This is a genomic window from Anaerococcus marasmi (assembly GCF_900290195.1).
Taxonomy (GTDB): domain Bacteria; phylum Bacillota; class Clostridia; order Tissierellales; family Peptoniphilaceae; genus Anaerococcus; species Anaerococcus marasmi.
Window position 1 is genome coordinate 732,229 of record NZ_OLMF01000004.1, and the last position, 25,879, is coordinate 758,107.

Here is a 25,879-nt window from a genome sequence, read left to right on the forward strand (position 1 = left end):
TATCACTTTGCCTTTGGCGAAATCTTGAGGTCTAGGAAAAGATCATTATACAAAATAGTACTTTCCTTATCTAGGGCCTTGAAAACTTCTAGTTTATTTATAATTTCATCATCTGGATAAAGGGTCTTGTCATATCGAGCCTCAGGATCTATTAAATCCATCGCCTTCTTGTTTGGAGTCGCATACCAAATATAATCTGCATTTTGGGCAGCATTTTCTGGCTCTAACATGAAGTTGATAAAGGCATAGGCTGCTTTTTTGTTTTTACTAGTTTTAGGTATAACCATGGTATCAAACCAGATATTAGATCCCTCCTTTGGTATGGCATAAGCTAGATTCTCGTTAGATTCTATGGCACTTGAGGCATCTCCTGAAAATGTTATGCCGACATTGGCTTCTTCTAAAGCCATATACATCCTTATCTCATCGGCAAGGATGGCCTTTACATTTCCCATAAAGCCTATTAGCTCATCTCTTACCTCTATTAGCTTATCTGGATCTTCTGTATTTAAGCTTAAGTTATTTGCGAGAAGTCCTATTCCCATTGTTTCACGAGCTCCATCGAAGCTTAGGATTTCTCCCTTAAACTTAGGATCCCACAAGTTTTTCCATGAATCAAAGTCACTGGCCTGGTATTTTTTAGTATTATATAAAATACCAAATGTTCCCCACAGATAAGGAATCGAATATTCATTTCCGGGATCATATTCCCTATCCAGAAATCTCTCGTCAATATTAGAAAGTCCTTCTATCTTCGAATGGTCGAGCTTTTCTAGAAGTCCCTGGTCTCTCATCATCTCTACTGCGTATTCGCTAGGGATACATATATCAAAGTCGGTTGATTTTTGTTTAATCTTTGTAATCATAGCCTCATTTGAATCGAAGGTTTCCATAACTACATTAAAACCAGTCTCTTCCTCAAACTTATCCAAAAGCTCAGGATCAATATAATCTCCCCAATTATATAAGTAAAAGGTATTTGCTTCAGCTGTCTTTTTCCCTCCAACAAGTATGGACTTAAGACCTAAAAGGAGGAAAATTCCCACGATACAAGCTAGGAAAAATTTATATACCTTATTCATCTAACTTCCTCCTTTCCATTATATTCATCTCCCTTTGGCTGATAAAATAATAAATCACTACCAAAAAGAGAGATGCTAGAAACATCAAGGTCGATAGGGCGTTTATCTCAAGAGAAATCCCCGTCCTAACCCTAGAGTAAATCTCAACAGAAAGTGTTGTAAATCCAGATCCTGTCACGAAAAAGGTAACTGCAAAGTCATCCAAGGAGTAGGTCAAGGCCATGAAAAATCCTGTGAGTACCCCGCTTGTAATATTTGGCAGGATGATTTTGTTAAGGATAGTTATATCACTTGCCCCCAAATCTTCTGCCGCAAGAATCATCGAAGGATTTAGACTATAAAGTCTTGGTAAAACCATAAGGACCACAATGGGAATCGAGAAGGCTATATGAGAGAGTAAAACCGTCATAAAGCCCATTGGTATCTTTATAAGAAAGGTAAAGAGAACCAAAAAGCTTGCTCCCATCATTACATCAGGCATAACCATAAGGACCGAGTTTAAGTTTAGGACCCTTTTTCTAATCCTTTCATTTCTTAGATAATAGATTGCTATGGCTCCACAAGTGCCAATAATAGTAGCTATAAGGCTTGACAAAAGCCCCAAGACTATGGTATTTATTACAATCGTCCAAAGCCTAGTATCCTGGAAGACCTCCTTATAATGATCTAGGGAAAATCCCACGAAGGTATTCATATTAGTCCCACTATTGAAGGAATAAAATATTAGATAGGCTATGGGTAGGTATAAGAGGATAAAGATAAATATTAAGTATAAATCTGAAATTTTAAATTTTTTCTTCATTAATTTTTATCCTTTCTAGCATTTAGGCCACTCATTACCACAAACATAAGTAGGATTAAGACAAGACCTATAGTTGCTCCCATGCCCCAGTTTTGTGTAACCAGATAATGCTCCTCAACCGCAGTTCCCAAAGTTATAATCTTATTTCCTCCTATGATTCTTGTAATTAGAAAGAGTGATAAGGAGGGGATAAATACGGCCTGACTCCCTGCTATTACTCCATCCATAGAAAGGGGAAGGATAATTTTTCTAAAAGTCTGCCACTTACTCGCTCCTAGATCCTCGCTTGCTATTAGGTACTCATTTGGTATAGAATCAAGGGCCCTAAAGATTGGAAGAATCATAAAGGGAAGCTCCACGTAAGATGCTACCAAGACGAAGGCAGGATTTGTAAACAAAAGCCCTTCGCTTACTAGAGAAAATACCTGGGCAATTGGTCCATGCTTGCTCAAAAGTCCGATAAAGGCATAGGCCTTTAGCAATAGATTAATCCAAGTAGGTAGTGTTACCAAAAGGAGGAAGAACTCCTTGTTTCTTGAATTAGTCAGAAAATATGCAAAGGGATAGGCCAAAATCAGGGTCGTTATAGTTATCAAAAAGGCCGTCAAGAATGAATTTAGGGTCATCTTGATATAATTTGCTGAGCTAAAGTAAGAAATATAATTGTCAAAGGTAAAGTTGCCATATATATCAAAAAATGATTGATACAAAAGCATGGCTATGGGAGCAATAATAAAAAGTACAATCCACAAATAATATACACTAGATAGGGCCCTGTATTTTTTATTCATCATCATCTCCTATAGAATATTTCTCTATCCTCTTATCGAAATCGTCTTCAGATTCGTTAAATCTCATTACATGAATATCGCTAGGATCTATAGAAATGCCCACAACATCACCTTCTTCAAAGCTCTGGGTGGTGTGAATCTTCCATCTGAAATTATCTTCATCAAAACAAATTAGCTCATTAAAGACTCCCCTGAACAAGACATTGTCCACACTCACCTTGATATCAGCTTGCCCCTCCTTTGAGACATTGATATCCTCAGGCCTTATAACTACTTCAACCTTCTCTCCCTTAGGAATTCCTGCATCCTCACAGGCAAAGTCCTTGTTGGAAAACTCTACTAGATAGTCATCTTTCATCACGGCACTTAGGATATTGCTCTCTCCGATAAATTCTGCAACATACCTATTAATTGGCTCATCGTAGATATCTGTAGGCGTTCCTGATTGGACAATCTCGCCCTTATCCATTACGAAAATCTCATCAGATAGGGCAAGGGCTTCTTCCTGATCGTGGGTTACAAAGACAAAGGTAATACCAAGCTCCCACTGGATATTTGAAAGAAGGACCTGCATGGACTTTCTTAGCTTCATATCAAGAGCAGATAAAGGCTCATCTAAGAGCAAGACGTCAGGTCTATTAACAATAGCACGAGCTATAGCGACCCTCTGCCTCTGACCACCTGACATTTGGGAGATTTTTCTTTTCTCAAAACCTGATAGGTTTACCATATCGAGCGCCTTTTCGACCTCTTCTTTGATCAGCTTCTTATCCATCTTCTTAATATTTAAGCCGAAGGCAACATTATCGTAGACATTCATATGAGGAAAGAGAGAATAATTTTGGAAAACAGTATTTACCTTTCTCTTATTGGCTGGGGTATCACTTACCTCTTCCCCATTTATAAATACATCCCCACTAGTTTGTTCGACAAAGCCTGCTATTATATTAAGTATTGTAGTTTTCCCGCAACCTGAAGGTCCTAAAAGCGTATAAAACTTCCCCTTCTCAAGCGTTAGATCTACAGTTTTTAAAACTAGTTCGTCATCATAAGACTTACTTACATTTCTTAAGACGACACTTTTGTTAGAAAAATTATTTTCCATCTCACATCCTACTTTCTTCTTATCTTATAGAAAAGTATACCATAAAATCATAATCTTTTTATAGCTTTATTAATTATTTTTACAATAGATGAAAATAATCTCACGAATAAGTTTTCTAATACTAAACTTAGTCTATGAAAACTTTTTCTTGACCGAAAATTTCCTATAGCTTATAATTTATTTATAAATATATTTATTTAGGAGGTCTTTATGTCAGACGCAAAAGTTAAAAAATCGTTTCTTAACAGCCTGCTTTTCAAGTTAATTATAGCTATTGCTATAGGAATTTTCCTAGGTAATATTGCTAACGAAGGTGCAATCCAGGTTATTTCTACAATCAAAAACATTCTAAGTAACCTAATTAACTACATAGTGCCAATAATAATCCTAGCCTTCATTACTCCGGCTATAGTTTCCTTAAATGAAAGTGCAGGCAGAGTTTTATCTCTCACCCTAATCATATGCTATCTTTCATCAGTGGGAGCTGCACTATTCTCCTTTGTTGCCGGAACTGCAATTATACCTCACCTTAACATAGTAAGTGCCACAGAAGCCGGAAAAAAGATTCCAGAGATCTTATTCCAAATGGATATCCCTTCCATCATGCCTGTAATGACAGCTCTAGTAACAGCAATTCTTTTCGGCCTTGCAGTAATTTGGACCAAATCTGAAACTTGGGCAAATCTTTTACGAGAGTTCAATAATATGGTTCTTGAGATAGTAAATCGTGTAATCATTAAAGTGTTACCTTTTTATATTGCGACAACCTTCGCAGAACTTTCCTATGAAGGAGTAATCCTAAGCCAATTTCCAGTATTTCTCAAGGTCATAGTGATCGTAATTTTAGGCCACTATATTTGGTTATTCCTCCTTTATGCCCTCGGCGGAATGTTTTCTAAGACTAATCCTATGGAAGTTTTAAAATACTACCCACCAGCATACGTTACAGCCCTTGGCACAATGTCTTCAGCTGCAACACTTTCAGTTTCACTTCAATGCTCAAGAAAGGCCAAGACCCTAGATCCTAAGATAAGAGACTTCGTAGTTTCACTTTGCTCCAACACCCACCTTTGTGGATCAGTTCTTACAGAAACATTTTTCGTAATGATTGTAAGCCAAGTCCTCTACGGTGCTCTTCCAAGCACAGGAAATATGATTCTTTTCATTCTCCTTCTTGGAATATTTGCTATAGGAGCACCAGGAGTTCCAGGAGGAACTGTAATGGCCTCTCTCGGTCTTATCACTTCTATTCTTGGATTTGATGCGACAGGAACTGCCCTTATCCTTTCCATATTCGCCCTCCAAGATTCCTTCGGAACGGCTTGCAATATCACAGGAGATGGAGCTATTGCCCTAATGGTTACTGGACTTTTAGGTAAGGTTCCAAAAGAGGCGAGGTCCTAGTTATGACTGATTTTAAAGAACTAATCAAAGAAGAGCTAATCCCAGCCACAGGTTGCACTGAACCAATTGCTATCGCCTACGCATCAGCTAAGGCAAGAGAGGTTCTAGGATCTGACCCAGAAAAGATTATCGCAAATCTTTCTAGCAATATCATTAAAAACGCCAACTCTGTAACCGTACCTTCCACCATGGGTAGGAAGGGAATAGAGATATCAGTAGTTGCTGGTATATATTTAGGGGACCCTAATAGGGAACTTGAAGTCCTAGCAGATGTTGACAAGACTAAGCTTGATTACTGCGATAAGATTATAGAAGAAGGCCTGGTAAGGGTAAATCTTGCCACAGAAAAGGAAGGACTTTTTATCGAAATTATATTAGAGAATGAAAAATCAACGGCAAGTGTTACTATAGCTGATAGCCATACTAATATTATAGAAATAAAAAAGGACGACAAGATAATCTATCAAAAGGAAAAGGAAGAAGAAGTAAAAGAAGATATAGATTTTTCTTTCGATAAAGTTTATGATTTTGCTAGAACTTGTGATTATGCTGATATCAAGGAAATTCTCGATAGACAAATTTCTTTTAATGAAAAAATCGCAGAAGAAGGAATCAAAAACGACTGGGGAGCTAATATAGGAAAACTCATCCTAAATAATGACCCATCAAACTACTATGAGAAGCTCGCTGCCTTTGCTGCAGCAGGATCTGATGCTAGGATGAACGGCTGTGAGCTGCCTGTAATCATTAACTCAGGATCAGGAAACCAAGGAATTACTACCTCAGTCCCTGTAATCTTATACGCCAGAGACAATGATTTCTCAGAAGATGAGCTCTACAGGGCCCTTATATTTTCTAATCTAATTGCCTTATATATCAAAAACAAAATAGGCAAGCTATCTGCTTACTGTGGGGTAGTATCTGCCTCTGCTGCAGCTATCGCTTCCATTGCTTTTCTAAACAAAGAAGATAAGAAGATTGTAGAAGATACTATAACTAACGCCCTAGCCGTAAACTCGGGCATAATATGTGACGGTGCCAAATCCTCTTGTGCTATGAAGATCGCTTCAAGCCTAAGAAATGCGAGCCTTTCTTATATGCAGGCCAAAACAGACAATTCCTTTGAAGTAGGAGATGGCATAGTCAAAGAAAATATTGACAAAACGATCGATACAGTTGCAAGAATTGCAAAATACGGAATGAAAAAGACTGACGAGGTCGTCCTAAGCGAGATGATAGGCAAGGACGACTATCTCAAAGACTTTGAATAAAATAAGCTCCTGACTAGGCTTTCCTAATCGGGAGCTTTAATTATTACTTAAGTTTATTCTAATTAATCTTCTTATCTATTTCTCTTTAAATCTGCCAATAAGAAGTTTTCCTTAAGGTCCCTACATGACTTATCAAACATTTCTTGTTCCCTCTTATCTATTGGCATCTCTAGGATTTTCTCTGCACCATTTTTGCCGATTACGGTAGGCACTCCTGTATAGAGTCCTTCGTTCTTATACTCTCCACTAAGCCTCGCAGAAGCCATAAGGATTCTCTTCTCGTCAAGAAGGATTGCTCTTGTAAAGGCTAAGAGACAATTAGCTATACCAAAATGAGTTGCACCCTTTCCTTTAATAATCCTAAAGGCCTTATCTCTAATCATCTCTCCTACTTTATCCTTGTAGGAATCGTCTATATTGTCGATAAATTGATCGATTCCAATCCCATTAATATTGGCATTTGACCAAACAGCTACAGAAGAATTACCGTGCTCTCCTATAACATAAGCATTGATATCAGCTACATTAAAACCTGTTTCAAGGGCCAGGTATTGGGCAAATCTTGCTGAGTCGAGGCTAGTTCCAGTTCCTACGATTCTTTCAGAAGGAAAGCCTGAAACTTCCTCAACAACCCTTGCTATAACATCAACTGGATTTGTTGCAAGAAGGATTACCCCGTCGTAGCCATCTTCTACAACTTTTGGAACTGTATCTAGGACCATTTCTGTTGCAATCTTGATATCATCAAGCCTATTTACGAGATTTTTCTGACTATTTCCATAGGCGAGTACTATAAGGTCAGCGTCTTTACAATCTTCATAGCTTCCGCTTCTAACGATGGTTGCAGATGATGTTAGGACTGTCGCATCCAAAAGGTCGTTGACATCAGCTACTTCCTTATCTTTTCTTATATCTATAATTACAAGCTCACTTGCAAGAGTTGAGTTTACTAGAGCAAAAGCGTAGGAGCTTCCTACAAAACCATCCCCTATCAAGACAACTTTATTTCTATTATTCATAATTTCCTCCTAATATTTTCTACCTATACACTTTACACCTTTTAATTTCTCTATAAAGCAAATTGAAAATTAAGATATAAAACGAATAATAATCTGATTTATCGATTAAAAATAGGCAAATAAAAAGCCAAAATCTCCATTCTAAACTTGTAAAGCTGAGCTAATGGGAAGATATAAACTACCAACCTAAAGTCTATCCCAAGAGATTTTGGCTATAATTATTTATTTTATTTGTCAGGATTCTTGTATCCTTCTTCTACTATTTCTTCGCCTGTGCAAGTGTTGAATTTCTTTCCATTAAACTTTTCAACTCCGCAATATTCACCGTCTTTTATATTCTTTTCTTCTTTTTTGATATCTTTTTCTTTCTTTTCAGTCATAATAGCCTCCTCTACTATTATTCTACCCATGTTCAATAATTAGTCTTCTAATATTTTTAGGATATCTTCATAAACAATATCTTTATCTGTTTCATTTAGTATCTCATGGCGCATCTTGTCGTAGGTTTTGCTTCCTATATTTTTATATCCCAAATCCTTTAGGAGCTTTAGAGATCTACTTACTCCCTTCTCACCCTTTGTTACCATGTCATCTCTTCCAGTTAAGTTATATATTGGAAGATTTTTGTTTTTCATCTTATATTTTGATTTTTGTGCTAATTTTTTATTTATTTCTATCAAAACCTTAGTATAACCGATGGTGAAGTTAAATACCCTCATCGAATCATTGTATTTATCTGCTCTATTTTTTTCATCATAAGATATAAAGTCTAGAGAATCGTCCCCTGGCCCTACTATATAATTTATAACATTTGATCTTTGATGACTTCCTATATAGAAGCAAAATACATTTGCAAAGAAAACGGCAACTTTTGCAAATCCGTCTTGTGGTGGCGTTCCAGTTAGGATAAGTTTACTTATCAAATCATCATGTTCTTGTAAAAATACCCTAGCAGTCATAGATCCCATTGAGTGGCCTAACATGTATATTGGCACATCTTTATATTTAGTCTTTATATATTTTGTAAGCTTAGATGTGTCATTTACAAGTTCACTTGCTCTTTGCATGTGGCCGTTGGGATATCTTTCGCTTAGGGACTTGCCATGCCCCCTATGATCATGAATTACAACCGCATAACCATTATCATTTAGATATTTTGCAAAGTCCATATAGTTTCCGCCATGCTCACTCATACCGTGAACTAGTTGGACAACTGCCTTAGGATTTTCATTTTCTAACTCTCTTACAAAGCTATCGAAACCATCTGCTCCTGTTAGATAATATTCTCTATAGTTTGATATACTTCTTACGTCAAACTTCTTGTAAAATTTCTCGCCTGTATCAATAGACCTATACCTTCTCTCTTGTATATAATAATATATTTGAGGTATAAGTAGGATTAATACGATTATTAAAAAATATTTCATACAAGCCCTCCTTAATATATTGATACCCAATCGAGTAGGAGGTAGATGATTAATTCATCTACCGACCTCTCACACCATCGTACGTACGGTTCCGTATACGGCGGTTCTACAGTTTAATTTGAACTTTATTGTAATAGCTGAATAGGGATATATACCCCCTTTCAGCTATTCTTTTGTTGTTAAGAGCTCTGCTTAGTATTGGGCTTTTGGCTATTCTCCAATAGGATTTGCGTGTATTTGCCCATTGCCAAGCTTGATATTTTGCTGTCCCTAATTTTACTAAGTTTGTAAATTTGGTTTTGACTTTCTTCCACCCTTTCCATGCACACATTCTGATTTTTCTTCTTAACCATTCGTCTAAAATTTGAAGGTGTTTTCTCATATTTGCAAGTTTGAAATATTTAATCCATCCTCTTGCGATTTGGTTAATTTTTATTCTTCTTTGCCTATAGCCTAGTGAATTACTTCTGCTTGTTACCGCTTTTAGTTTTGCCGTTAGTTTCTTTAGGCTTTCTTTGTGTACTTTTAATTGGGTTCCATTGTTATGGTAAAATCCATACCCTAGATATTTTGTTTGGCTTAATTTTCTTATTGAGGTCTTTTCCTCGTTTACTTTAAGTTTTAATTTTCCTTCTAACAGATTTTTGACTCTTTTGTAGTATCTTTCGGCTGCTTTCCTATTTCTTGCGAATATTAGCATGTCGTCTGCATATCTTACAAATTTGTATCCCCATTTTTCAAGTTCTTGATCAGCTTCATTTAGGTAGATGTTTGCGAGTAATGGACTTAGGGGACCACCTTGTGGTACGCCTTTGTCTGATTTTACTTTTATTCCATCTATCATTATTCCTGATTTTAGATATTTGTGTATTAAGGATATTACATCTCCATCTTTTATTTCTTCTGATAGGATTTGTATTAGTTTGGATTGGTTTACTGTGTCGAAGTATTTTTCTAGGTCTAAATCTACTACCCATGTGTATCCTTCATCTGCTATTTCTTTTATCCTTTTTAAGGCATCGTGTGCACTTCTATTTGGTCTAAATCCATAGCTGTTTTCTGAGAATTTATTTTCATAGATGGGGCTTAGTATTTGTGCTATTGCTTGTTGTATTACCCTATCTGTTGTTGTGGGTATTCCTAGATTTCGTTTCTTACCATTTGATTTTGGTATTTGTACCCTTTTTACTGGTTTGGGCTTGTATTTCCTTGCTCTTATTTGTCCTAGTATTTTATCTTTGTTTTCTTTTAGATGTTCTAGGAGTTCTTCTGTTGATATTCCATCTATTCCTGCTGAACCTTTATTGGATTTTACTTTGTAATGCAAGCTTATCCTACGTAACTGCCTTATGTGATTTCTGTTCGTCAGACCAAGAGTTTGCCTAGGGCTTCCTTCAGATTCCACCACACGATGGACACCCTTGCCTTTGGCTATGTGTTTCCCACTACCGGGCACACTTAGGACTTTCACCTGTTAGATTATGTTCATGCCGAGCGCACAAATAAAAATCCCTAAAGGTACTTGCCTCTAGGGATTAATATTTTAGTGGGTTGCTCCACCTGTTATTTCTAAATCTTCTTTATCAGCGTATTTTACTATAGCTCTTACAGCAGCATTTAGTCCCTTAACTATATCGTCTAGGCTCATTGATGCTGTGTCTTTTTTGTCTAAGACTTGTTCTGGAAGGAAAGGTACGTGGATAAATCCTGCCTTGATATTTCCGTACTTTTCTGCCAAGTAGAGGTCTTGGTACATTACGTGGTTACATACGAAGGTTCCAGCAGAGTTTGATACTGAGGCTGGGATATTTTCCTTCTTGATTTCTTCTACCATTGCCTTGATTGGAATTGTAGCAAAGTATGCATTCTTACCATCTTCTCTGATTTTAACATCGATTGGTTGGTTTTCTTCGTTATCAGGGATTCTTGCATCGTCTTGGTTGATGGCAACTCTTTCTACTGTTAGATCATATCTACCACCAGCTTGTCCTATTGAAAGGATTGCATCTGGTTGGATTTCCTTGATTTTTTCCTCGATTTTATCAGCTGCCTTGTGGAATACTGTTGGTATTTCTAGCTTATAGATTTCAGCTCCTTCGATATTTTCATCGATTCTCTTAACTGATTCTATGGCTGGGTTAGTTTTCTCTCCTCCAAATGGATCAAATCCTGTGATTAAAATTTTCATATTTCCTCCTAAAACGCCCAAAATCTCATAAGTAGTATGTGAACTACAATTAATATTATGGATAGTAGGGCTTGTTCTTTTATTACTTTATTCTTATCTTTCATCTCTAGTAGGGCCACTGGCAAGAGGTTGAAGTTACCTGCCATTGGTGTAAGAAGTGTTCCACAATAACCTGATGTCATTGCAAGGGCTGCCGCTATGGCTGGGTCTGCTCCTTGAGCTATTACGAAAGGTACTCCTATTCCTGCAGTAATTACTGTAAAGGCTGCGAAGGCATTTCCCATAATCATGGTAAATATTACCATACCCAAGACATAGGCAATAGCCCCGGTCCATGGATTGACTGTTGGGATAATTCCTCCGATAATCTTAGCAATTACATCACCTACTCCTGCTGCAGCAAAGATTGCTCCAAGCGCTGCCAAAAGTTGTGGTAGGATTGCTACTGCACCTACTTGTTGAACCATCCTATCAGATGAGTCTAGCATATCCTTAAAGCTTGATTTGGTAAGGACCATGGCAAATACTACTGCTATTATTGCAGTAAGACCCAAGACTGAAGATGATGATTCCGGAATAATTTTTGCTATTGCTATAGCAAGGACTGCCATGATTATTACTGGCAAGAAGACCTTAAGTCCAAGCCTTTTGCTAGATGCGATTTGAATCTTCTCGCTTACTTCCTTACTTCCCTTAATCTTTATCCCATCGACAAGAGAAATTATAGCGATTAGGACAACGAGGATTCCGCTTATCTCTGAAGGAATGACTTTCCCTAGAGCAAATAGGATTCCAAGAATTATCCAGAAAACTATTGTTGTAAGTTTCTTTTCCTTGGAAGGATCTCTACTTACCCTATAGGCTGTGTAGAAGAATTGAAGGCCTATGATTACAAAGATAAACTCCAAAAACATTGGGAAAAATTCTGCTCTTGTCATCTACTTACCTCCCTTAATCTTCTTATCGTCTATGATATTTTTGATAATACCAAGGACTAGGGTTATAAGAGCTATAGGGATTGAATATTGGCTAAGCTCGATATTTGTAACATTGTAGCCAAGCTCTGCCATAGTTCCCACCATCATTAGGACTCCTGCCGCTCCAACGAAAGTATTTTGAGCAAAGAAGTTTCCGAAGTTTTCCATGGTGGCTCCCCTAGCCTTTAGGCTTTCTACTTCTTTCTCGCTAAGCTTACCCTTTTTCTTCTCGGCTGATGCCCTAGCCATTGGGAAGATTATTGGTCTAACGAATTGTACCAAACCATATATTCTCATTGACAAGAAACCAGCAAGTTCCCTAAAAGCAAGGTATACTGAAAGAAGGGCACCTGATGAAAGGTTTTCTCTTTTCTTAACTATATTTTCAGCAACTTGCTTAAGTCCATGCTCTTCCGATAGTCCTATTACTGGAAGAGTGATGATAAATATGGTTACTATTCTTTGGGAAACAAAACTATCACCTAAGATCGACAAGAATTCGCTTACACTTAGTCCTGAGACCAAAGCTGTGATGAAACCTGATAGGACAACCGTAAAGATTATATTCAGTTTGAATATAAAACCTAATACGATAATCAGGATTCCTATTAATTTAATATATTCCATAAAACCTCCTATGATTTATCTATACTTTACCCGAAGTCTTATATAAATTTAAGAATCATAAATTTTATACAAATTAATTTGTCGGTATAATAAAGGAAAGGAGAATAAGATGTATAGTAAAATAATTTCTGGAAAAGACCTAGAAGAAAATTTAGATAATTTTGATATAATTGATGTGAGAACTGAAGAAGAATACAAGCTGGGCCATGTGGAAGGTGCAATCAATATTCCCTACGATGAGATTTTGGAAAATCTCGATAGAATCGATAAGGATAAGCCTACCATAGTCTACTGTAGGTCCAATGCTAGGGCGGAGATTGCAAGTCTTAGCCTAAAGTCCGCAGGCTTTCCTTATATTTATATTGGAGATGGGGTCGATCTTTATGATTATAAGCTTGTAAAATAGCTTAGAATTCTAATAAACTCTATTAATTTAGTAAATAAAACTTAATAATAGACATATTAAAAGGGGATGTTGCAGAATGAATAAATCGTACCATTATCGTTAGAAGAACCTCCACGGAAAGTCTCACGAAGCCGACGGGCTAATAGCCTCCATCAGCTGGCAGGCGCGCCTCCTTCTGCCGGCGGGCATTTCTTGGCCCACCGGCCATGGGAGGTAAAATTTCCTAAGAGAACCTTCTAACAATGGTACGATGATTATTCATAATTTTGCAACAGCCCCTTTCTTTTATTCTATTACCCTTACCTTAACGGCTTGGGCGCCTCTTGGGGCGTCTATTTTTTCGAATTCTACGGCTTGGCCTGGGTAGAGTTTCTTAAAGCTATTATCGCTTTCTATGTCAGAATAGTGGACAAAGAGGTCCTCTCCTTCCCATTCTATGAAACCAAAACCTCTTTTGTTGTCAAATGTTTTAACTTTTCCTCTATTCATATTACTCCTTTGTCTGTGAGAAAAGTATCCTTAAACTCTCCTCTTTGACACTTCCCATATCATCTTCATCAAAGATTTCTACATTCTTAAAGCCAATATCTTCGATTATTTCTTTAACTTCTTCTATCTCGTAGAGTCTTTCCTGCTGGAATTCTGATATTCTCCTGTAAGATCCATCTTCATTTTCCACGAAAAACTCCAAATGCATATCACAAAGCTCATCTTCATAGAAGTTATCCCAAGTGTAGAAGATATCCTCATATTCATAGACATAACACTCATTGCCAAAAACTTCCCTAATCTTGTAAGGCGAATTGATATCAAAGACCAAAAGTCCGCCCTTTTTTAGGCTAGCATAGCAATTTCTAAAAAGCTTCGTCAGGTCCTCTTTCTCTGTCACATAATTTACAGAATCTAGGAGGATTACTATGAGATCATAGGTATCTTCCTTGACATATTCAACCATATCATAGTGGATGAGATTTACATTAGAAGGGTCGTATTTGTTTGCAAAAACTTCTAGCATCTTCCCCGATATATCTAGGGCGTCGATATTTTCGAATTCATCAAAGAAATATCTGGTAAGCATTCCAGAGCCTGCTGCAAGCTCTAGCATGTTTTCCTTCTCTATCCCGTGTTTTTTAACAAGAGATTTTATATTCCCTGCATATTTTTCATAATCTAGGTCAAAGCTTAGTTTGTCATAGATGTAAGAAAAGTCGTCGTACATTATTTATCCTTGATTTCTTCTAGGGAAGCCTTAGTTTTTGCTAGTAGGTCTTCGTAGCCCGCTAGTTTCTCACGTTCTTCATTCACTACCTTCTCTGGAGCTTTTTCGACAAAGCCCTTGTTAGAAAGCTTGCCACTAGCTCTTTTAATTTCACCTTCTAGACGCTTGATCTCATCTTTTAGTCTAGCTCTTTCCTTCTCATAATCTACCAACTCATCAAGGCTCATTAGGACAGAAAATTCATTGAATACTAACCTTACTATGCCTTCTTCATCAGCAATTTCACTATCTTCCTTGGCCAAAACTTCAACTCCACTTGCCTTAGCAAGATTTACAAATTGATCCTTGATTTCTTCGATTAGGGAGATATTTTCCTTATTTTCTACTAGGATTGTAAGTTTTTGAGAAGTCTTAGCTGGTACATTTAAGGTAGCTCTTTGGTTTCTTATGGCTGTTATTGCTTCGATTACAGAGTTGACATTGCTTTCTTCATTGACAAAGTCAAAATCTTTATTAAACTCAGGCCAGTTTTCTACTATCAAGAGGTCCTTCTTGTTTGGAAGGGATGAATAGATTTCTTCTGTTATAAATGGCATAAATGGATGGAGGAGAACTAGCATGTTCTTTAAAACATAAAGAAGAACTTTCTTTACATTAGCTTTTGCCGCATCGTCATCTCCGTAAAGTCTAATCTTAGCAAATTCTATATACCAATCGCAATACTCATTCCAGATAAAATCCTCAATCCTATCTGCTGCAAGACCGATTTCGTATTTGTCGAGGTTCTTGCTGACATCTACTATTACATCGTTAAGTCTCTTAAGGATCCACTTATCTTCAAGCTCAAGATTTTCCCCTTTAAAGTCTAGGTCATCTCCTTCTTCTATATTCATTAGGACAAATCTTGAAGCATTCCACAACTTGTTGGCGAAGTTTCTGCTAGCAAGGATTCTCTTTTCATCATAACGCATATCATTTCCAGGAGAGTTTCCTGTTATTAGGGTAAATCTTAGGGCATCTGCTCCGTATTCATTTACAACATCGATTGGATCTACACCATTTCCTAAGGACTTACTCATCTTTCTACCTTGAGGGTCTCTGATTAGTCCTGTAAATAGAACGTGGTGGAAAGGAACCTTGCCTGTGTTATAAATTGAAGAGAAGATCATTCTAATTACCCAGAAGAAGATTATATCGTAACCTGTAACTAGGATATCTGTTGGGAAGAAATAATCTAATTCTTCGTTTTCATCTGGCCAACCAAGAGTTGCAAAAGGCCATAGGGCTGATGAGAACCAGGTATCTAGGGTATCTTCATCTTGAGTTACATGGACTCCTTCGAGCATGCCATTTTCGTCTGGTTCATCCTCAGATACAATAATTTCTCCATCATCTGTATAGAAAACTGGAAGTCTGTGTCCCCACCATAGTTGACGGGAGATGGTCCAGTCCCTGATGTTATTTAGCCAGTTCATATATGTCTTAGATAGGGAATCTGGTATAAGTTTTACCTCACCCTTATCGTAGGCATCTATACACATCTTGGCAAATTCATCCATCTTGACAAACCATTGCTTGGATATTAATGGCTCAATTACTACCTTTGTCCTTTCGGAATAACCTACAGAGTGCTCGATTTCTTCGATTTTTTCAAGCTGACCAGCTTCTTCTAAATCCTTTATCATCTCCTTACGGGCCTCATACCTATCCATGCCGGAGTATTTGCCGTAACCATCTACAATATGAGCCTTGGTATCTATGACTACACATTGGCCAAGGTCGTGACGTGCCCCTACTTCGAAGTCGTTAGGGTCGTGGGATGGAGTAATCTTAACAAGACCTGTACCATATTCCATATCTACATAGGAATCTTCTATGAGAGGAATTTTCCTGCCAATTAGAGGAAGGATCAAGTTCTTGCCTATCTTATCCTTAAAGCGAGGATCTTCTGGGTTTACTGCAACTGCCAAGTCTCCCAGCATAGTTTCTGGCCTAGTTGTGGCTATTGTCACATATTCATCGCTATCTTCAAAGAAATACTTGATATACCATAAGTGTCCTACTTGGTCTTCGTGATATACTTCTGCATCTGATATAGCAGTTTCTGCCTTAGGGTCCCAGTTAACTATCCTATTTCCCCTATAGATTAGGCCATCGTCATACATCTTCTTGAAGACTCTCTTTACCGCCTTGGTTAAATTTTCATCCATAGTGAAGGAATCATGGTCCCAATCACAGGATACACCGATTGTACGAAGTTGTTCCTTAATTCTTCCGCCATACTTATCTGTCCAGTCCCAAGCTTCTTTAAGAAAGCCTTCACGACCTAAGTCAGCCTTAGTCTTTCCCTCGCTAGATATCTTATCTACGACCTTACTTTCGGTAGATATAGAAGCGTGGTCCGTTCCAGGTATCCATAAGGCTTCAAAGCCTGCCATCCTCTTATAACGAATGATGATATCTTGGATAGTGTTATTTAGGGCGTGGCCTAGGTGGAGGTAGCCTGTAACATTTGGAGGTGGCATAACTATAGTATAAGGCTTCTTGTCAGGATTTACCTTGGCCTTAAAGTAACCACCCTTCTCCCATTTTTCATAGATTTCTTTTTCAAACTGATTTGGATTATATTTTGTATCCATAATAACTCCTTTAAAAATAAAAAAGGTGATAACAACATAGGACGAATGACCGTGTTACCACCTAATTTTCTTAATTAAGACTCTCTTTGCACCAATGCGTGCGACATGAAACATTTACAAAAGCAACCTTCAAAAGTTCATACTAGAAACTTCCAGCTCCCGTTTCCTCTCTAGAAATAATCCCTTCCTACTCCTCTTTTATTGTTTCGATATTGTATTTATTATATTTTCTTTATCTATTTTGTCAATCTATCCCTTCTAGGATAATTCGTCCTAAATTTATTCTCTGATTTGTCATATTTTTTCATATTCTTACATTTCTGAAAGTATTTTCATAGATTAAACCTTGCATTTTACTTAATATATAAAAATTTAATGGAAAAGTTTTCATATCGTGAAAAATTTGATATAATATATCTAGGATCGCACAAAGGAGTGAAGGAAATTTGGATATTTATATTATTTCAGATACAGCTGGCCTTGCTATATCAGAGATAGTCCATTTCTCCTTGAGCAAGTTTGATATAAATTCTAATATTATTATCAAATCTCAAGTCAAGGAAATAGACGAGCTTTCTGATTTATTAGCGAGTATTAAGACCGACAATATAATAATTTATCACTCTTTCCAAGATTCTAAGATGAGTGCCTATATTGAAACTTTTGCCCAGACTAAAGAGATTGAGACAATTGACCTTATGGCTTATTCTATCAACAGCCTCTCAAAGATTCTTAATCAAAAGCCCTGTGATAAGCAAAGACTTATCAATGCCTATGATTCAAATCATATGAGAAGGCTAGATGCCCTAGATTTCGCCATCAAATATGACGACGGGGCAGACTTTAGGGGTATTAAGTTTTGTGATATAGCTATTATAGGAGTTTCTAGATCTTCTAAGACTCCCCTATCCATGTATTTGGCAAGTAAGGGCCTAAGGGTATCCAACATACCCTTGATTGTGGACTCGCAGGCTCCAAGAGAGCTTTTTGAAATCGATCCCAGACGCATAATAGGCCTTACAATCGATAAGGATAGACTTAAAAGTGTAAGGGATGAAAGACTTAAGTCGCTTAAGTTAATTGGCGATTCAATCTACTCTAGTAGGGAAAGGATTGAAGCTGAGCTAAAATATGCAGAAGATTTGATGAAGGATTTGGACTGTTTTGTAATCGACGTGACTAACAGGTCTATAGAGGAAACTTCAGATATCATTATCAATTATTTAAACAAAAATAAGTTATTGGAAAGGAAAGAAAAATGACAAACAAATACGTTTATAACTTTAACGAAGGAAACATGTCAATGAGAGCCCTCTTGGGTGGTAAGGGTGCAAACCTTGCAGAGATGACCAACCTCGGTATCAGAGTACCATATGGTTTTACAATCACTACAGAGGCTTGTACCAGATTTTACAAAGAAGATAAGAAGCTTTGGGATGATCTAAACAAGGAAGTTACAGAACATATCAAAGACTTGGAAGAAGCAAACGAAAAAACTTTCGGTTCTACAGAAGATCCTCTTCTAGTTTCAGTTAGATCTGGAGCACCAATTTCCATGCCAGGTATGATGGATACTATCCTTAACTTAGGTCTTAATGATGATGCTGTAATAGGCCTTGCTAAGAAAACTGACAACGAAAGATTCGCCTATGACTCTTACAGACGTTTTATCCAAATGTTTGCTGACGTTGCTATGGAGCTTGACAAAAACAACTTCGAAAAACTCCTTACTGCCAAAAAAGAAGCCAAAGGTGTCGACCTTGATACAGAACTTGATGCAAATGACCTCAAAGAATTAGTAGAAGAATATAAGGCAAAATACAAAGAGCTAATGGGAGAAGACTTCCCACAAGAGCCTAGAGAGCAACTTGATCTTGCAATATCTGCTGTATTTAGATCTTGGGGTAACGAAAGAGCAATCCTTTACAGAAAACTAAACGATATAGATGATGCTATGGGAACAGCCGTTAACGTACAATCCATGGTATTTGGTAACATGGGCGACTCATCAGGTACTGGTGTAGCCTTCTCAAGAAACCCAGCTACTGGAGAAAATGTCCTATTCGGTGAATACCTAATCAATGCCCAAGGTGAAGACGTAGTAGCAGGTGTAAGGACTCCTCAAGAGATAGCTACCCTAGAAAAAGCTATGCCAGAAGTATACAAGGAATTCTTCGAAACATCTGAAAAGCTAGAAGCCCACTACAAAGACATGCAAGATATGGAATTTACTATCCAAGATGGTAAGCTCTTCCTCCTCCAAACAAGAAACGGTAAAAGAACTGCCCAAGCAGCAGTTAAGGTTGCAGTTGATCTTGTAGAAGAAGGCCTAATAGATGAAAAAGAAGCAGTCCTAAGAGTTAATCCAAAGGACCTTGACGGCCTCCTCCACCCTACCTTTACACAAGAGGCTGAAGAAGCAAATGAACCTATCGCAAAAGGACTTGCCGCATCTCCTGGAGCTGCAGTAGGTAAAATTGCCTTCTCTGCCAAAGAAGCAGCCAAAAGAGCAGCTGACGGTGAAGCAGTAATCCTCGTCCGTGAAGAAACATCACCAGAAGACCTTGAAGGAATGGTATCTGCTGAGGGAATCCTTACAGCTCGTGGAGGAATGACAAGCCACGCTGCAGTAGTTGCCAGAGGTATGGGAAAATGCTGTGTTGCAGGAGCTGGAGAACTTCACGTTGACGAATTAGAACATACAGTAAGAGTTGCTGGCGAAATACTTACAGCAGACGATGTTATTTCTATCGACGGAACAACAGGTGCCATCTATAAGGGAAGTCTCGAAACTCAACCACCTCAACTCCACGGTGCCTTCGGTACATTTATGGGTTGGGTTGACAAATTTAGAGACATGAAAGTAAGAACAAATGCAGATACACCAAGAGATGTAGCCCAAGCCCTAGACTTCGGTGCTGAAGGAATCGGTCTATGTAGAACAGAGCACATGTTCTTTAAAGAAGACAGAATCTTCCAAGTAAGAAAGATGATCCTAGCAAGTGATCTTGAAACAAGAGAAGCTGCCCTAGAGAAAATCCTTCCAATGCAAGAAGACGACTTCTACCAAATCTACTCACTCATGAAAGAAAGACCAGTAACAGTTAGACTCCTTGACCCACCTCTTCACGAATTCCTACCAAAGGGAGAAGGAGAAATCAAAGACCTTGCCCTTGAACTAAACATCCAACCAGCAAGAGTTAAGGAAAGAATAGAAGAACTTCAAGAAGTAAACCCAATGCTCGGATTTAGAGGACTAAGACTTGCTATAATCTATCCAGAGATTGCAAAAATGCAAGCTCGTGCCATCATCCAAGCAGCTCTCCACTGCCACGAAGATGGAATAAAGGTAGTTCCAGAAATCATGATTCCACTATCAAGTGATGTAGTAGAATTATCTAGAGTAAAAGAGACTGTTAAAGAAGAAATAGAAAAAGTATTTGAAGAAAAAGGAAAGAAAATAGACTATCTATTAGGTACAATGATAGAAATACCAAGAGCTGCAATCACTGCAGATGAGATTGCAGAAGTAACTGACTTCTTCAGTTTCGGTACAAACGACCTTACACAAATGACCTTCGGTCTATCAAGAGATGACGCAGGTAAGTTCCTACCAGCCTACATCGAAAAGGACATCTTCGAAAAAGATCCTTTCCAAGTACTTGACCAAAAGGGTGTAGGATTCTTAGTTGAAACTGCAGTAGAAAAGGGAAGAAAAGCAAACGACAAACTCCACGTCGGTATCTGCGGTGAGCACGGTGGTGAACCATCCACAGTTAAATACCTATACGGAGTAGGACTAGACTATGTATCATGCTCTCCATATAGAGTACCAATAGCAAAACTTGCCGCTGCCCAAGCTTCAATAGAAAACCCAAGAAACAAATAATAAAAATAAGGCCTATAAGCAAATGCTTGTAGGTCTTTTCCTTTGCCCTCCCCTTCCCCTTATTTCGACTGAACGCAGTGAGTGGAGAAGCCTCATGAGAAATAGTAAAATTATAATTATTTTAAAACTCATAATTAAATCAAAACTTCCATTAACGCCATCTCTAATGGATGTTAGAGATCTGCAGTCTATGATGACATGTGGGTATAAAAGTTCAAGTTATCTACTAGAATACATAAATAACAAAGTCTCAGACCATACACGCCCCAAAGTTCTGTAGACCTCTCACTTAAAGTTCGAGGTGGTTATCTGTGGGAATGTTTAATAAAAAATATATTAAATGATAAGAGATGTCTCGACTACGCTCGACATAAGGGGAAAGAAAACAAAGTTTTCTCTCCATATCCCTTGTTTCGAAGCAAGCCCGTCCGGCTCATGGAGGACTGGAGAAATCTCTCAGAGTTACCAATATCAAAACAGCAAGGTATGTACCTTAAGATAAACTCAAAAAAGCTAAGCCATCTCGAACGAATGTGAGAGATCTACAGTCTATGATGACATTCGGTAATGAAAGTTAAAGCTATCTACATAAATAATTAGATAGCAAAATCTTAAATCAAACATGTCCCAAAGTTCTATAGACCTCTCACCTAGTCCTCTCAGAGCCGGACGGGCTTTTTTCGAGGCGGAGAGTAGAATTTTTAATATGAGATATTTCGACCTTGCGAAGAAATCTATTCAGGAAGTTTCTAAGTCAATACGAAGCAAATTTACAACTTACCATATCTAAGACAGCAGTTATCCAAACTAGACCTTTCGACTTCGCTATTGTTCCGCTCAAGGAAGTCCACTTCGTTTTACTTTTTCCTCTAATTTTCCAAATAAAAAACCCACAATTAATACTGTGGGTTCTAGATTATCTCATATGTTTCTTACATTCATCATTTCTATTAGAAAATTTCCTTGACATATGATGATGGTTTTTATTTCTTTTCTCTTTTCCTACTCTATGGCAAGTATCATAAGAGTTTTTATTGGTGGAGTGCTTGCATGTTTGCATATCCATGTAGCTTTCGTTCATAAAATCTTTGCAAGCTTGGTAGCCTTCACTTTTGTATGTTTCATCACAATAGTCTGCCATATGGTTTTCGCAGTCTCTGTGCATGTGATTGTGATAATAAGAATCTTCATTTATACATATATTTGATTCAGTTTCATTTTGCGGATTGTCCATGTTTTTAGCATATCCCGCACCGCCTACTAGGCTTGTTGCTAATAATATTGCAAATATTTTATTCATATATTTCTCCCTTTATTCATTTCTACTCCTAAACTATACCTCGATTTTATATTTTATCATAATTTTGTCCAAAAAATCAGACAAAGTTGTCTGATCAGACCGAAGACAACCCCCAGCATAAACTGGCGTTTGTCTTTATTTTTTTATCGTTTTAAGCTATTTTTGCAAATAAAAATCCCTAGTTAAGTTCATGACTTTCCTAGGGAATGTATTTATATTTTCTTTTTTAGTATCCTCATTGCCCATAGGACTGCTATTATTGTAACTCCAACATCTCCAAATATTGCTAGCCACATATTTGCGTATCCTAGTAGTCCTGCTATTAGGATTCCTATTTTGACTGCCATTATGAAAGTCACGTTTTGCCTTACTGTTCTATTGGTAAGATCTGAGATTTTCATTAGCTTGCTCATCTCTCTAAATTCTCCGTTAACTACGAGTATATCGGATGATTCTATAGCAAGATCAGATGCTGTTTCTCCCATTGATATACCAACATCTGCATTGGTAAGGACTGGGGCGTCGTTGATACCATCTCCTACAAAGACTGTAGGAAGTCCTTTATCTTGGTAGCCTTTCATAATTTCTAGCTTCTGGTCTGGCATGACTTCTGCGTAGTAGTCATCTAGGCCAAGTTCTTTGGCTGTTTCTTCAACTGCATTTTTGCCATCGCCTGATACTACAGCTATATTTTCAAAATGCTTGCGAAGATCTTCTATAGTTTCAAATGATTGGTCTTTGATTTCATCTTCGATTATTACTTTTGCAGCAAGTTTGTCATCTATAGATACATAGATTGCCCTGTCATTTTCTTCTCCATCATAGCCAATAAATCTAGCAGAACCTATCTTGATTAGGTCGCCATCCTTGCTAGTAGCTCTTACACCAAGGCCCTTTTCATTGGTCACTTCTTCAAACAAATCATGTTTTTCATCACGGTCTAGACTTTTTACTATCCCTTTTGCGATAGGATGGGTACTCATTAGCTCGATATTGTATATATAATCGAGGATTTTTTCCCTATCATGGTCAGTAAAATATTCTATATCTTTTACTTTGAAATTCCCTGTAGTAAGGGTTCCGGTCTTATCTGATAATAGGACTTTGGCATTTTTTAGTCCTTCAAAATACTGGCTTCCTTTTATAAGGATTCCATTTTCACTAGCTAGTCCTAGGCCTGACATAAAGCTTAGTGGGACTGATAATACTAGGCCACATGGGCATGATATTACTAAAAATGTAGCTGCCAAGAATATAGAGTCATACCAATCTACTCCAAAAAATAGGGGAGGGATGATAGCTACTATAAGCGCAATAGCTACAACAATTGGGGTATAGATTTTGGCAAACCTTGTTACCATCTTTTCACTTTGAGATTTACTTTCTGCGGAATCTTCTATAATCTCCATAATCTTTGCTGCAACAGAATCATCAAATTCTTTTTGGGCGCGTATTTTGATAATACCCTCAGTAAGAAGCGATGAAGATATAACCTCAGACCCTACTTCGGCTTCTACTGGCATGGATTCTCCAGTGACAGAGGATGTATCAAGGAGGCCATGACCTTCTATAACGACACCATCCACACCAATTTTCTCACCATCACGAACCAGGAGGATATCTCCTACTTCTACATCATCTAGGTCGATTTCTGTAGTAGAACCATCTGGGTTTACCTTATTGGCCACATCAGGCACTAAGTCTAGGAGTCCTTCTATGTTTTGGCGGGACTTATGGCTTGCTATATTTTCAAATAAATCACCAAAATTATAAAAAAGTATTACAGCAATTGCTTCTATATATTGGCCCAAGAGAAAGGCTGCAATTGATGCTATAGACAAAAGGAAGTTCTCATCCATGGCCTGGCCACGGATGATTCCCTTAAACCCTTTTATCAAAACATTCCATGCGGATAGCAAGTAGGCTAATAAAAACCCACCCACAATCCATATATTTTCACCTATAGTATTACTTAATACTGCTAATATAGCAGTAAAAATACCTATAGCTATAAGTTTACTAAGCTCCTTTTTGTGAGCATCTGTCATAGACTCAAACATATCCTACCTCACTAAGACAGTCCCTGGCTCAAGCTTATCAGCAAGTCTATTAGCCTCATCAAAGATAGCATCTTCATTAGCACCATCAGCTAAGTCCATCTTTAGTTTCAAAGTTAGGAATGATAGGTTGGCATCATTCACTCCATCTATTTTTTTAACAGCCTCTTCAATCTTTGCTGCACAATTTGGGCATAGGTCATCACTTTCTACTTTATATTTAACTTTCATTATATTCTCCTATTCTTTTATTCTTTAATATGTTCTAATCCTGTCATAAAAATCGTCTTGACGTGGTCATCGGCAAGTTCGTAGTATATTGACTTGCCACTTCTCTTGGAACTGACCAAATTGTTATCCTTCAAGCTCTTTAGCTGGTGGCTTATAGCCGACTGGCTCATATCCAAGATTTCTGCAATTTCGCCTACAGAAGTAGGCCCACTAAAAAGCACATTCATGATTCTAATCCTAGTCGAATCACCAAAAACCTTAAAAAGATCAGCTAAATCAAATAAAATTTCCTCATCTTTGATAGTTATCATTATCACCTCCGTTCATATGAATATATGCTTATATGAACATTATAGCATATGTCTTTCTAATGTCAAATTTATATGTGAATAATTTTAATATATGAATATTTGACTTCTGTCTTTGTTTTAAGTCTAATAATCCTATCAATAGTTCTAATTTTGAGTATAAAGTAAATATATGATAATATAAGAAAAGAATAAATATGGATAAAGCAAAAATTGAAAAAATTATTGGTATTATAGCTATGCTATTCTCTGTTTATATGTTTTTTGATAAGAGAGGCGGACTTGGTTTTATCGTACTTCTAATAGGTGCCGTAGTTTATGGACTAGACAAAAAGGAAGAAGATGGCAATCAAAGATACGTACCTAATTAAGTTGACTAATCTCCCAAGAAAGGGAGATTTTTTATATATTCATAAACCTATAGGCAAAAAGCTAAAGCGAAAAAAGCTTCCTTGGCTGGAGTGAGTGTAAATGAACGTAAACAAGAGGTCCATATAAAACATCCTTCCTCGAATGTATCATATAAAAAATCAGAGATGCCAAAACAAAGATCCTTCCTCGACTGGAGTGGATGTAATAAACGCAATGGAGAAGCCTCTTGAGATATAGTAAAAGTATAATTCTTTTAGACCCAGCATTATAGTAATTCTCATAATTACCCCCATCTCGAAGGAGGCACGACTGAGAGATCTACAGTCTGTGATGACATGCGGGTATAAAAGTTCAAGTTATCTACTTAAATAACTAAATAACAAAAACTCAAATCAAGCACGTCTCAAGGTTCTGTAGACCTCTCACATAGTCCTCTATGAGCCGGACGGGCTTTTTTCGAGGTGGCGTAACTAGGGGATTTTTAATAAGAATAAAGATTATGTTAAGAGGTGCCTCGACTACGCTAGACATAAGGGGAAAGAAAACGAAGTTTTCTCTCCCCTTCCCTTGCTTCGACCAAGGTGGAGAAGCCTCTAGCATTTACAAATATCAAAACAGTATATACCTTCAGATAAACTTAAACAGAAACTACGCCATCTCGAGCTTGTCGAGAGATCTACAGTATATGATGACATGTAGATATAAAAGTTCAAGTTATCTACGTAAATAACTAAATAACTAAATCTCCAATAAAACACGTAGACC

At 37.4% G+C, this 25,879-nt stretch carries 24 protein-coding genes; 6 read left to right on the forward strand and 18 right to left on the reverse strand.

All coding sequences use genetic code 11. The features are described 5' to 3' along the window. Window positions 1-2: 2 nt before the first annotated feature. From C7D97_RS03860 to C7D97_RS03875, 4 genes are read right to left on the reverse strand one after another with little or no spacing between them, the layout of a single operon-like run. Window positions 3-1,082, reverse strand: coding sequence for an ABC transporter substrate-binding protein (locus C7D97_RS03860; RefSeq protein ID WP_105300808.1), 1,080 nt, complete (start codon window positions 1,080-1,082; stop codon window positions 3-5). Continuing rightward, window positions 1,075-1,884, reverse strand: a complete 810-nt coding sequence (locus C7D97_RS03865; protein ID WP_105300809.1) for an ABC transporter permease — start codon at window positions 1,882-1,884, stop codon at window positions 1,075-1,077. Before C7D97_RS03865 ends, C7D97_RS03860 begins: the two co-directional genes overlap by 8 nt. Continuing rightward, entirely contained in the window at window positions 1,884-2,675 is a 792-nt protein-coding gene (locus tag C7D97_RS03870; protein WP_105300810.1) for an ABC transporter permease, read from the reverse strand. Before C7D97_RS03870 ends, C7D97_RS03865 begins: the two co-directional genes overlap by 1 nt. Further along, on the reverse strand, window positions 2,668-3,780 hold the full coding sequence (locus C7D97_RS03875; protein ID WP_105300811.1) for an ABC transporter ATP-binding protein: 1,113 nt from the start codon (window positions 3,778-3,780) through the stop codon (window positions 2,668-2,670). The genes C7D97_RS03870 and C7D97_RS03875 overlap by 8 nt, the downstream gene beginning before the upstream one ends. A 210-nt stretch (window positions 3,781-3,990) precedes the next feature. On the opposite strand from C7D97_RS03875, the gene C7D97_RS03880 reads away from it, so the two are divergent. Then, window positions 3,991-5,184, forward strand: a complete 1,194-nt coding sequence (locus tag C7D97_RS03880) for a dicarboxylate/amino acid:cation symporter (protein ID WP_105300812.1) — start codon at window positions 3,991-3,993, stop codon at window positions 5,182-5,184. Window positions 5,185-5,186: 2 nt separating this feature from the next. After that, on the forward strand, window positions 5,187-6,455 hold the full coding sequence (locus tag C7D97_RS03885; RefSeq protein WP_105300813.1) for an L-cysteine desulfidase family protein: 1,269 nt from the start codon (window positions 5,187-5,189) through the stop codon (window positions 6,453-6,455). Window positions 6,456-6,526: 71 nt separating this feature from the next. On the opposite strand, the gene C7D97_RS03890 is transcribed toward C7D97_RS03885, so the two are convergent. The 7 genes from C7D97_RS03890 to C7D97_RS03915 form a co-directional block, all read right to left on the reverse strand. After that, window positions 6,527-7,474 (reverse strand): L-lactate dehydrogenase, encoded by a 948-nt coding sequence (locus C7D97_RS03890; RefSeq protein WP_105300814.1) that lies wholly within the window; start codon window positions 7,472-7,474, stop codon window positions 6,527-6,529. A gap of 227 nt (window positions 7,475-7,701) precedes the next feature. Beyond that, window positions 7,702-7,854 (reverse strand): hypothetical protein, encoded by a 153-nt coding sequence (locus C7D97_RS10585; protein ID WP_015778156.1) that lies wholly within the window; start codon window positions 7,852-7,854, stop codon window positions 7,702-7,704. Window positions 7,855-7,893: 39 nt separating this feature from the next. Continuing rightward, window positions 7,894-8,901, reverse strand: a complete 1,008-nt coding sequence (locus C7D97_RS03895) for an alpha/beta fold hydrolase (RefSeq protein WP_105300815.1) — start codon at window positions 8,899-8,901, stop codon at window positions 7,894-7,896. 106 nt (window positions 8,902-9,007) lie between these two features. Continuing rightward, a complete protein-coding gene (gene ltrA / locus C7D97_RS03900) occupies window positions 9,008-10,228 on the reverse strand; it encodes a group II intron reverse transcriptase/maturase (RefSeq protein ID WP_205408052.1) in 1,221 nt (406 codons plus the stop codon). A gap of 216 nt (window positions 10,229-10,444) precedes the next feature. Further along, window positions 10,445-11,089 (reverse strand): pyroglutamyl-peptidase I, encoded by a 645-nt coding sequence (gene pcp, locus C7D97_RS03905; RefSeq protein WP_105300817.1) that lies wholly within the window; start codon window positions 11,087-11,089, stop codon window positions 10,445-10,447. An 8-nt stretch (window positions 11,090-11,097) separates the two neighbouring features. Then, entirely contained in the window at window positions 11,098-12,027 is a 930-nt protein-coding gene (locus C7D97_RS03910) for a DUF979 domain-containing protein (RefSeq protein ID WP_105300818.1), read from the reverse strand. Continuing rightward, window positions 12,028-12,693 (reverse strand): DUF969 domain-containing protein, encoded by a 666-nt coding sequence (locus C7D97_RS03915; protein WP_105300819.1) that lies wholly within the window; start codon window positions 12,691-12,693, stop codon window positions 12,028-12,030. Between the two features lie 109 nt (window positions 12,694-12,802). On the opposite strand from C7D97_RS03915, the gene C7D97_RS03920 reads away from it, so the two are divergent. Then, entirely contained in the window at window positions 12,803-13,099 is a 297-nt protein-coding gene (locus tag C7D97_RS03920) for a rhodanese-like domain-containing protein (protein ID WP_105300820.1), read from the forward strand. 285 nt (window positions 13,100-13,384) lie between these two features. Here the strand turns inward: C7D97_RS03920 and C7D97_RS03925 are convergent, their stop codons facing one another. From C7D97_RS03925 to C7D97_RS03935, 3 genes are read right to left on the reverse strand one after another with little or no spacing between them, the layout of a single operon-like run. Beyond that, window positions 13,385-13,588 (reverse strand): cold-shock protein, encoded by a 204-nt coding sequence (locus tag C7D97_RS03925; protein WP_105300821.1) that lies wholly within the window; start codon window positions 13,586-13,588, stop codon window positions 13,385-13,387. A gap of 1 nt (window position 13,589) precedes the next feature. Beyond that, window positions 13,590-14,318, reverse strand: coding sequence for a class I SAM-dependent DNA methyltransferase (locus C7D97_RS03930; RefSeq protein WP_105300822.1), 729 nt, complete (start codon window positions 14,316-14,318; stop codon window positions 13,590-13,592). Beyond that, window positions 14,318-16,957: a valine--tRNA ligase gene (locus C7D97_RS03935; RefSeq protein WP_105300823.1), complete on the reverse strand. Its 2,640-nt coding sequence runs from the start codon at window positions 16,955-16,957 to the stop codon at window positions 14,318-14,320. Before C7D97_RS03935 ends, C7D97_RS03930 begins: the two co-directional genes overlap by 1 nt. Before the next feature lie 446 nt (window positions 16,958-17,403). Between C7D97_RS03935 and C7D97_RS03940 the strand changes: the two genes are divergently transcribed. Next, window positions 17,404-18,219: a pyruvate, water dikinase regulatory protein gene (locus tag C7D97_RS03940; protein WP_105300824.1), complete on the forward strand. Its 816-nt coding sequence runs from the start codon at window positions 17,404-17,406 to the stop codon at window positions 18,217-18,219. Then, a complete protein-coding gene (gene ppdK / locus C7D97_RS03945; protein ID WP_105300825.1) occupies window positions 18,216-20,846 on the forward strand; it encodes a pyruvate, phosphate dikinase in 2,631 nt (876 codons plus the stop codon). The genes C7D97_RS03940 and ppdK overlap by 4 nt, the downstream gene beginning before the upstream one ends. Before the next feature lie 916 nt (window positions 20,847-21,762). Here ppdK and C7D97_RS03955 read toward each other — a convergent pair. The 4 genes from C7D97_RS03955 to C7D97_RS03970 all read right to left on the reverse strand — a co-directional run bounded on the left by C7D97_RS03955 (window position 21,763) and on the right by C7D97_RS03970 (window position 24,745). Beyond that, window positions 21,763-22,146, reverse strand: a complete 384-nt coding sequence (locus C7D97_RS03955; RefSeq protein ID WP_105300827.1) for a hypothetical protein — start codon at window positions 22,144-22,146, stop codon at window positions 21,763-21,765. A gap of 212 nt (window positions 22,147-22,358) precedes the next feature. Then, window positions 22,359-24,206, reverse strand: a complete 1,848-nt coding sequence (locus C7D97_RS03960; RefSeq protein WP_105300828.1) for a heavy metal translocating P-type ATPase — start codon at window positions 24,204-24,206, stop codon at window positions 22,359-22,361. A 3-nt stretch (window positions 24,207-24,209) separates the two neighbouring features. Further along, window positions 24,210-24,434: a cation transporter gene (locus tag C7D97_RS03965; RefSeq protein ID WP_040398200.1), complete on the reverse strand. Its 225-nt coding sequence runs from the start codon at window positions 24,432-24,434 to the stop codon at window positions 24,210-24,212. Window positions 24,435-24,451: 17 nt separating this feature from the next. Then, complete coding sequence (locus C7D97_RS03970; RefSeq protein ID WP_105300829.1) at window positions 24,452-24,745, reverse strand: ArsR/SmtB family transcription factor; 294 nt, start codon at window positions 24,743-24,745, stop codon at window positions 24,452-24,454. A 194-nt stretch (window positions 24,746-24,939) separates the two neighbouring features. On the opposite strand from C7D97_RS03970, the gene C7D97_RS10490 reads away from it, so the two are divergent. Beyond that, window positions 24,940-25,113, forward strand: coding sequence for a hypothetical protein (locus tag C7D97_RS10490; protein WP_158679111.1), 174 nt, complete (start codon window positions 24,940-24,942; stop codon window positions 25,111-25,113). Window positions 25,114-25,879: the final 766 nt, after the last annotated feature.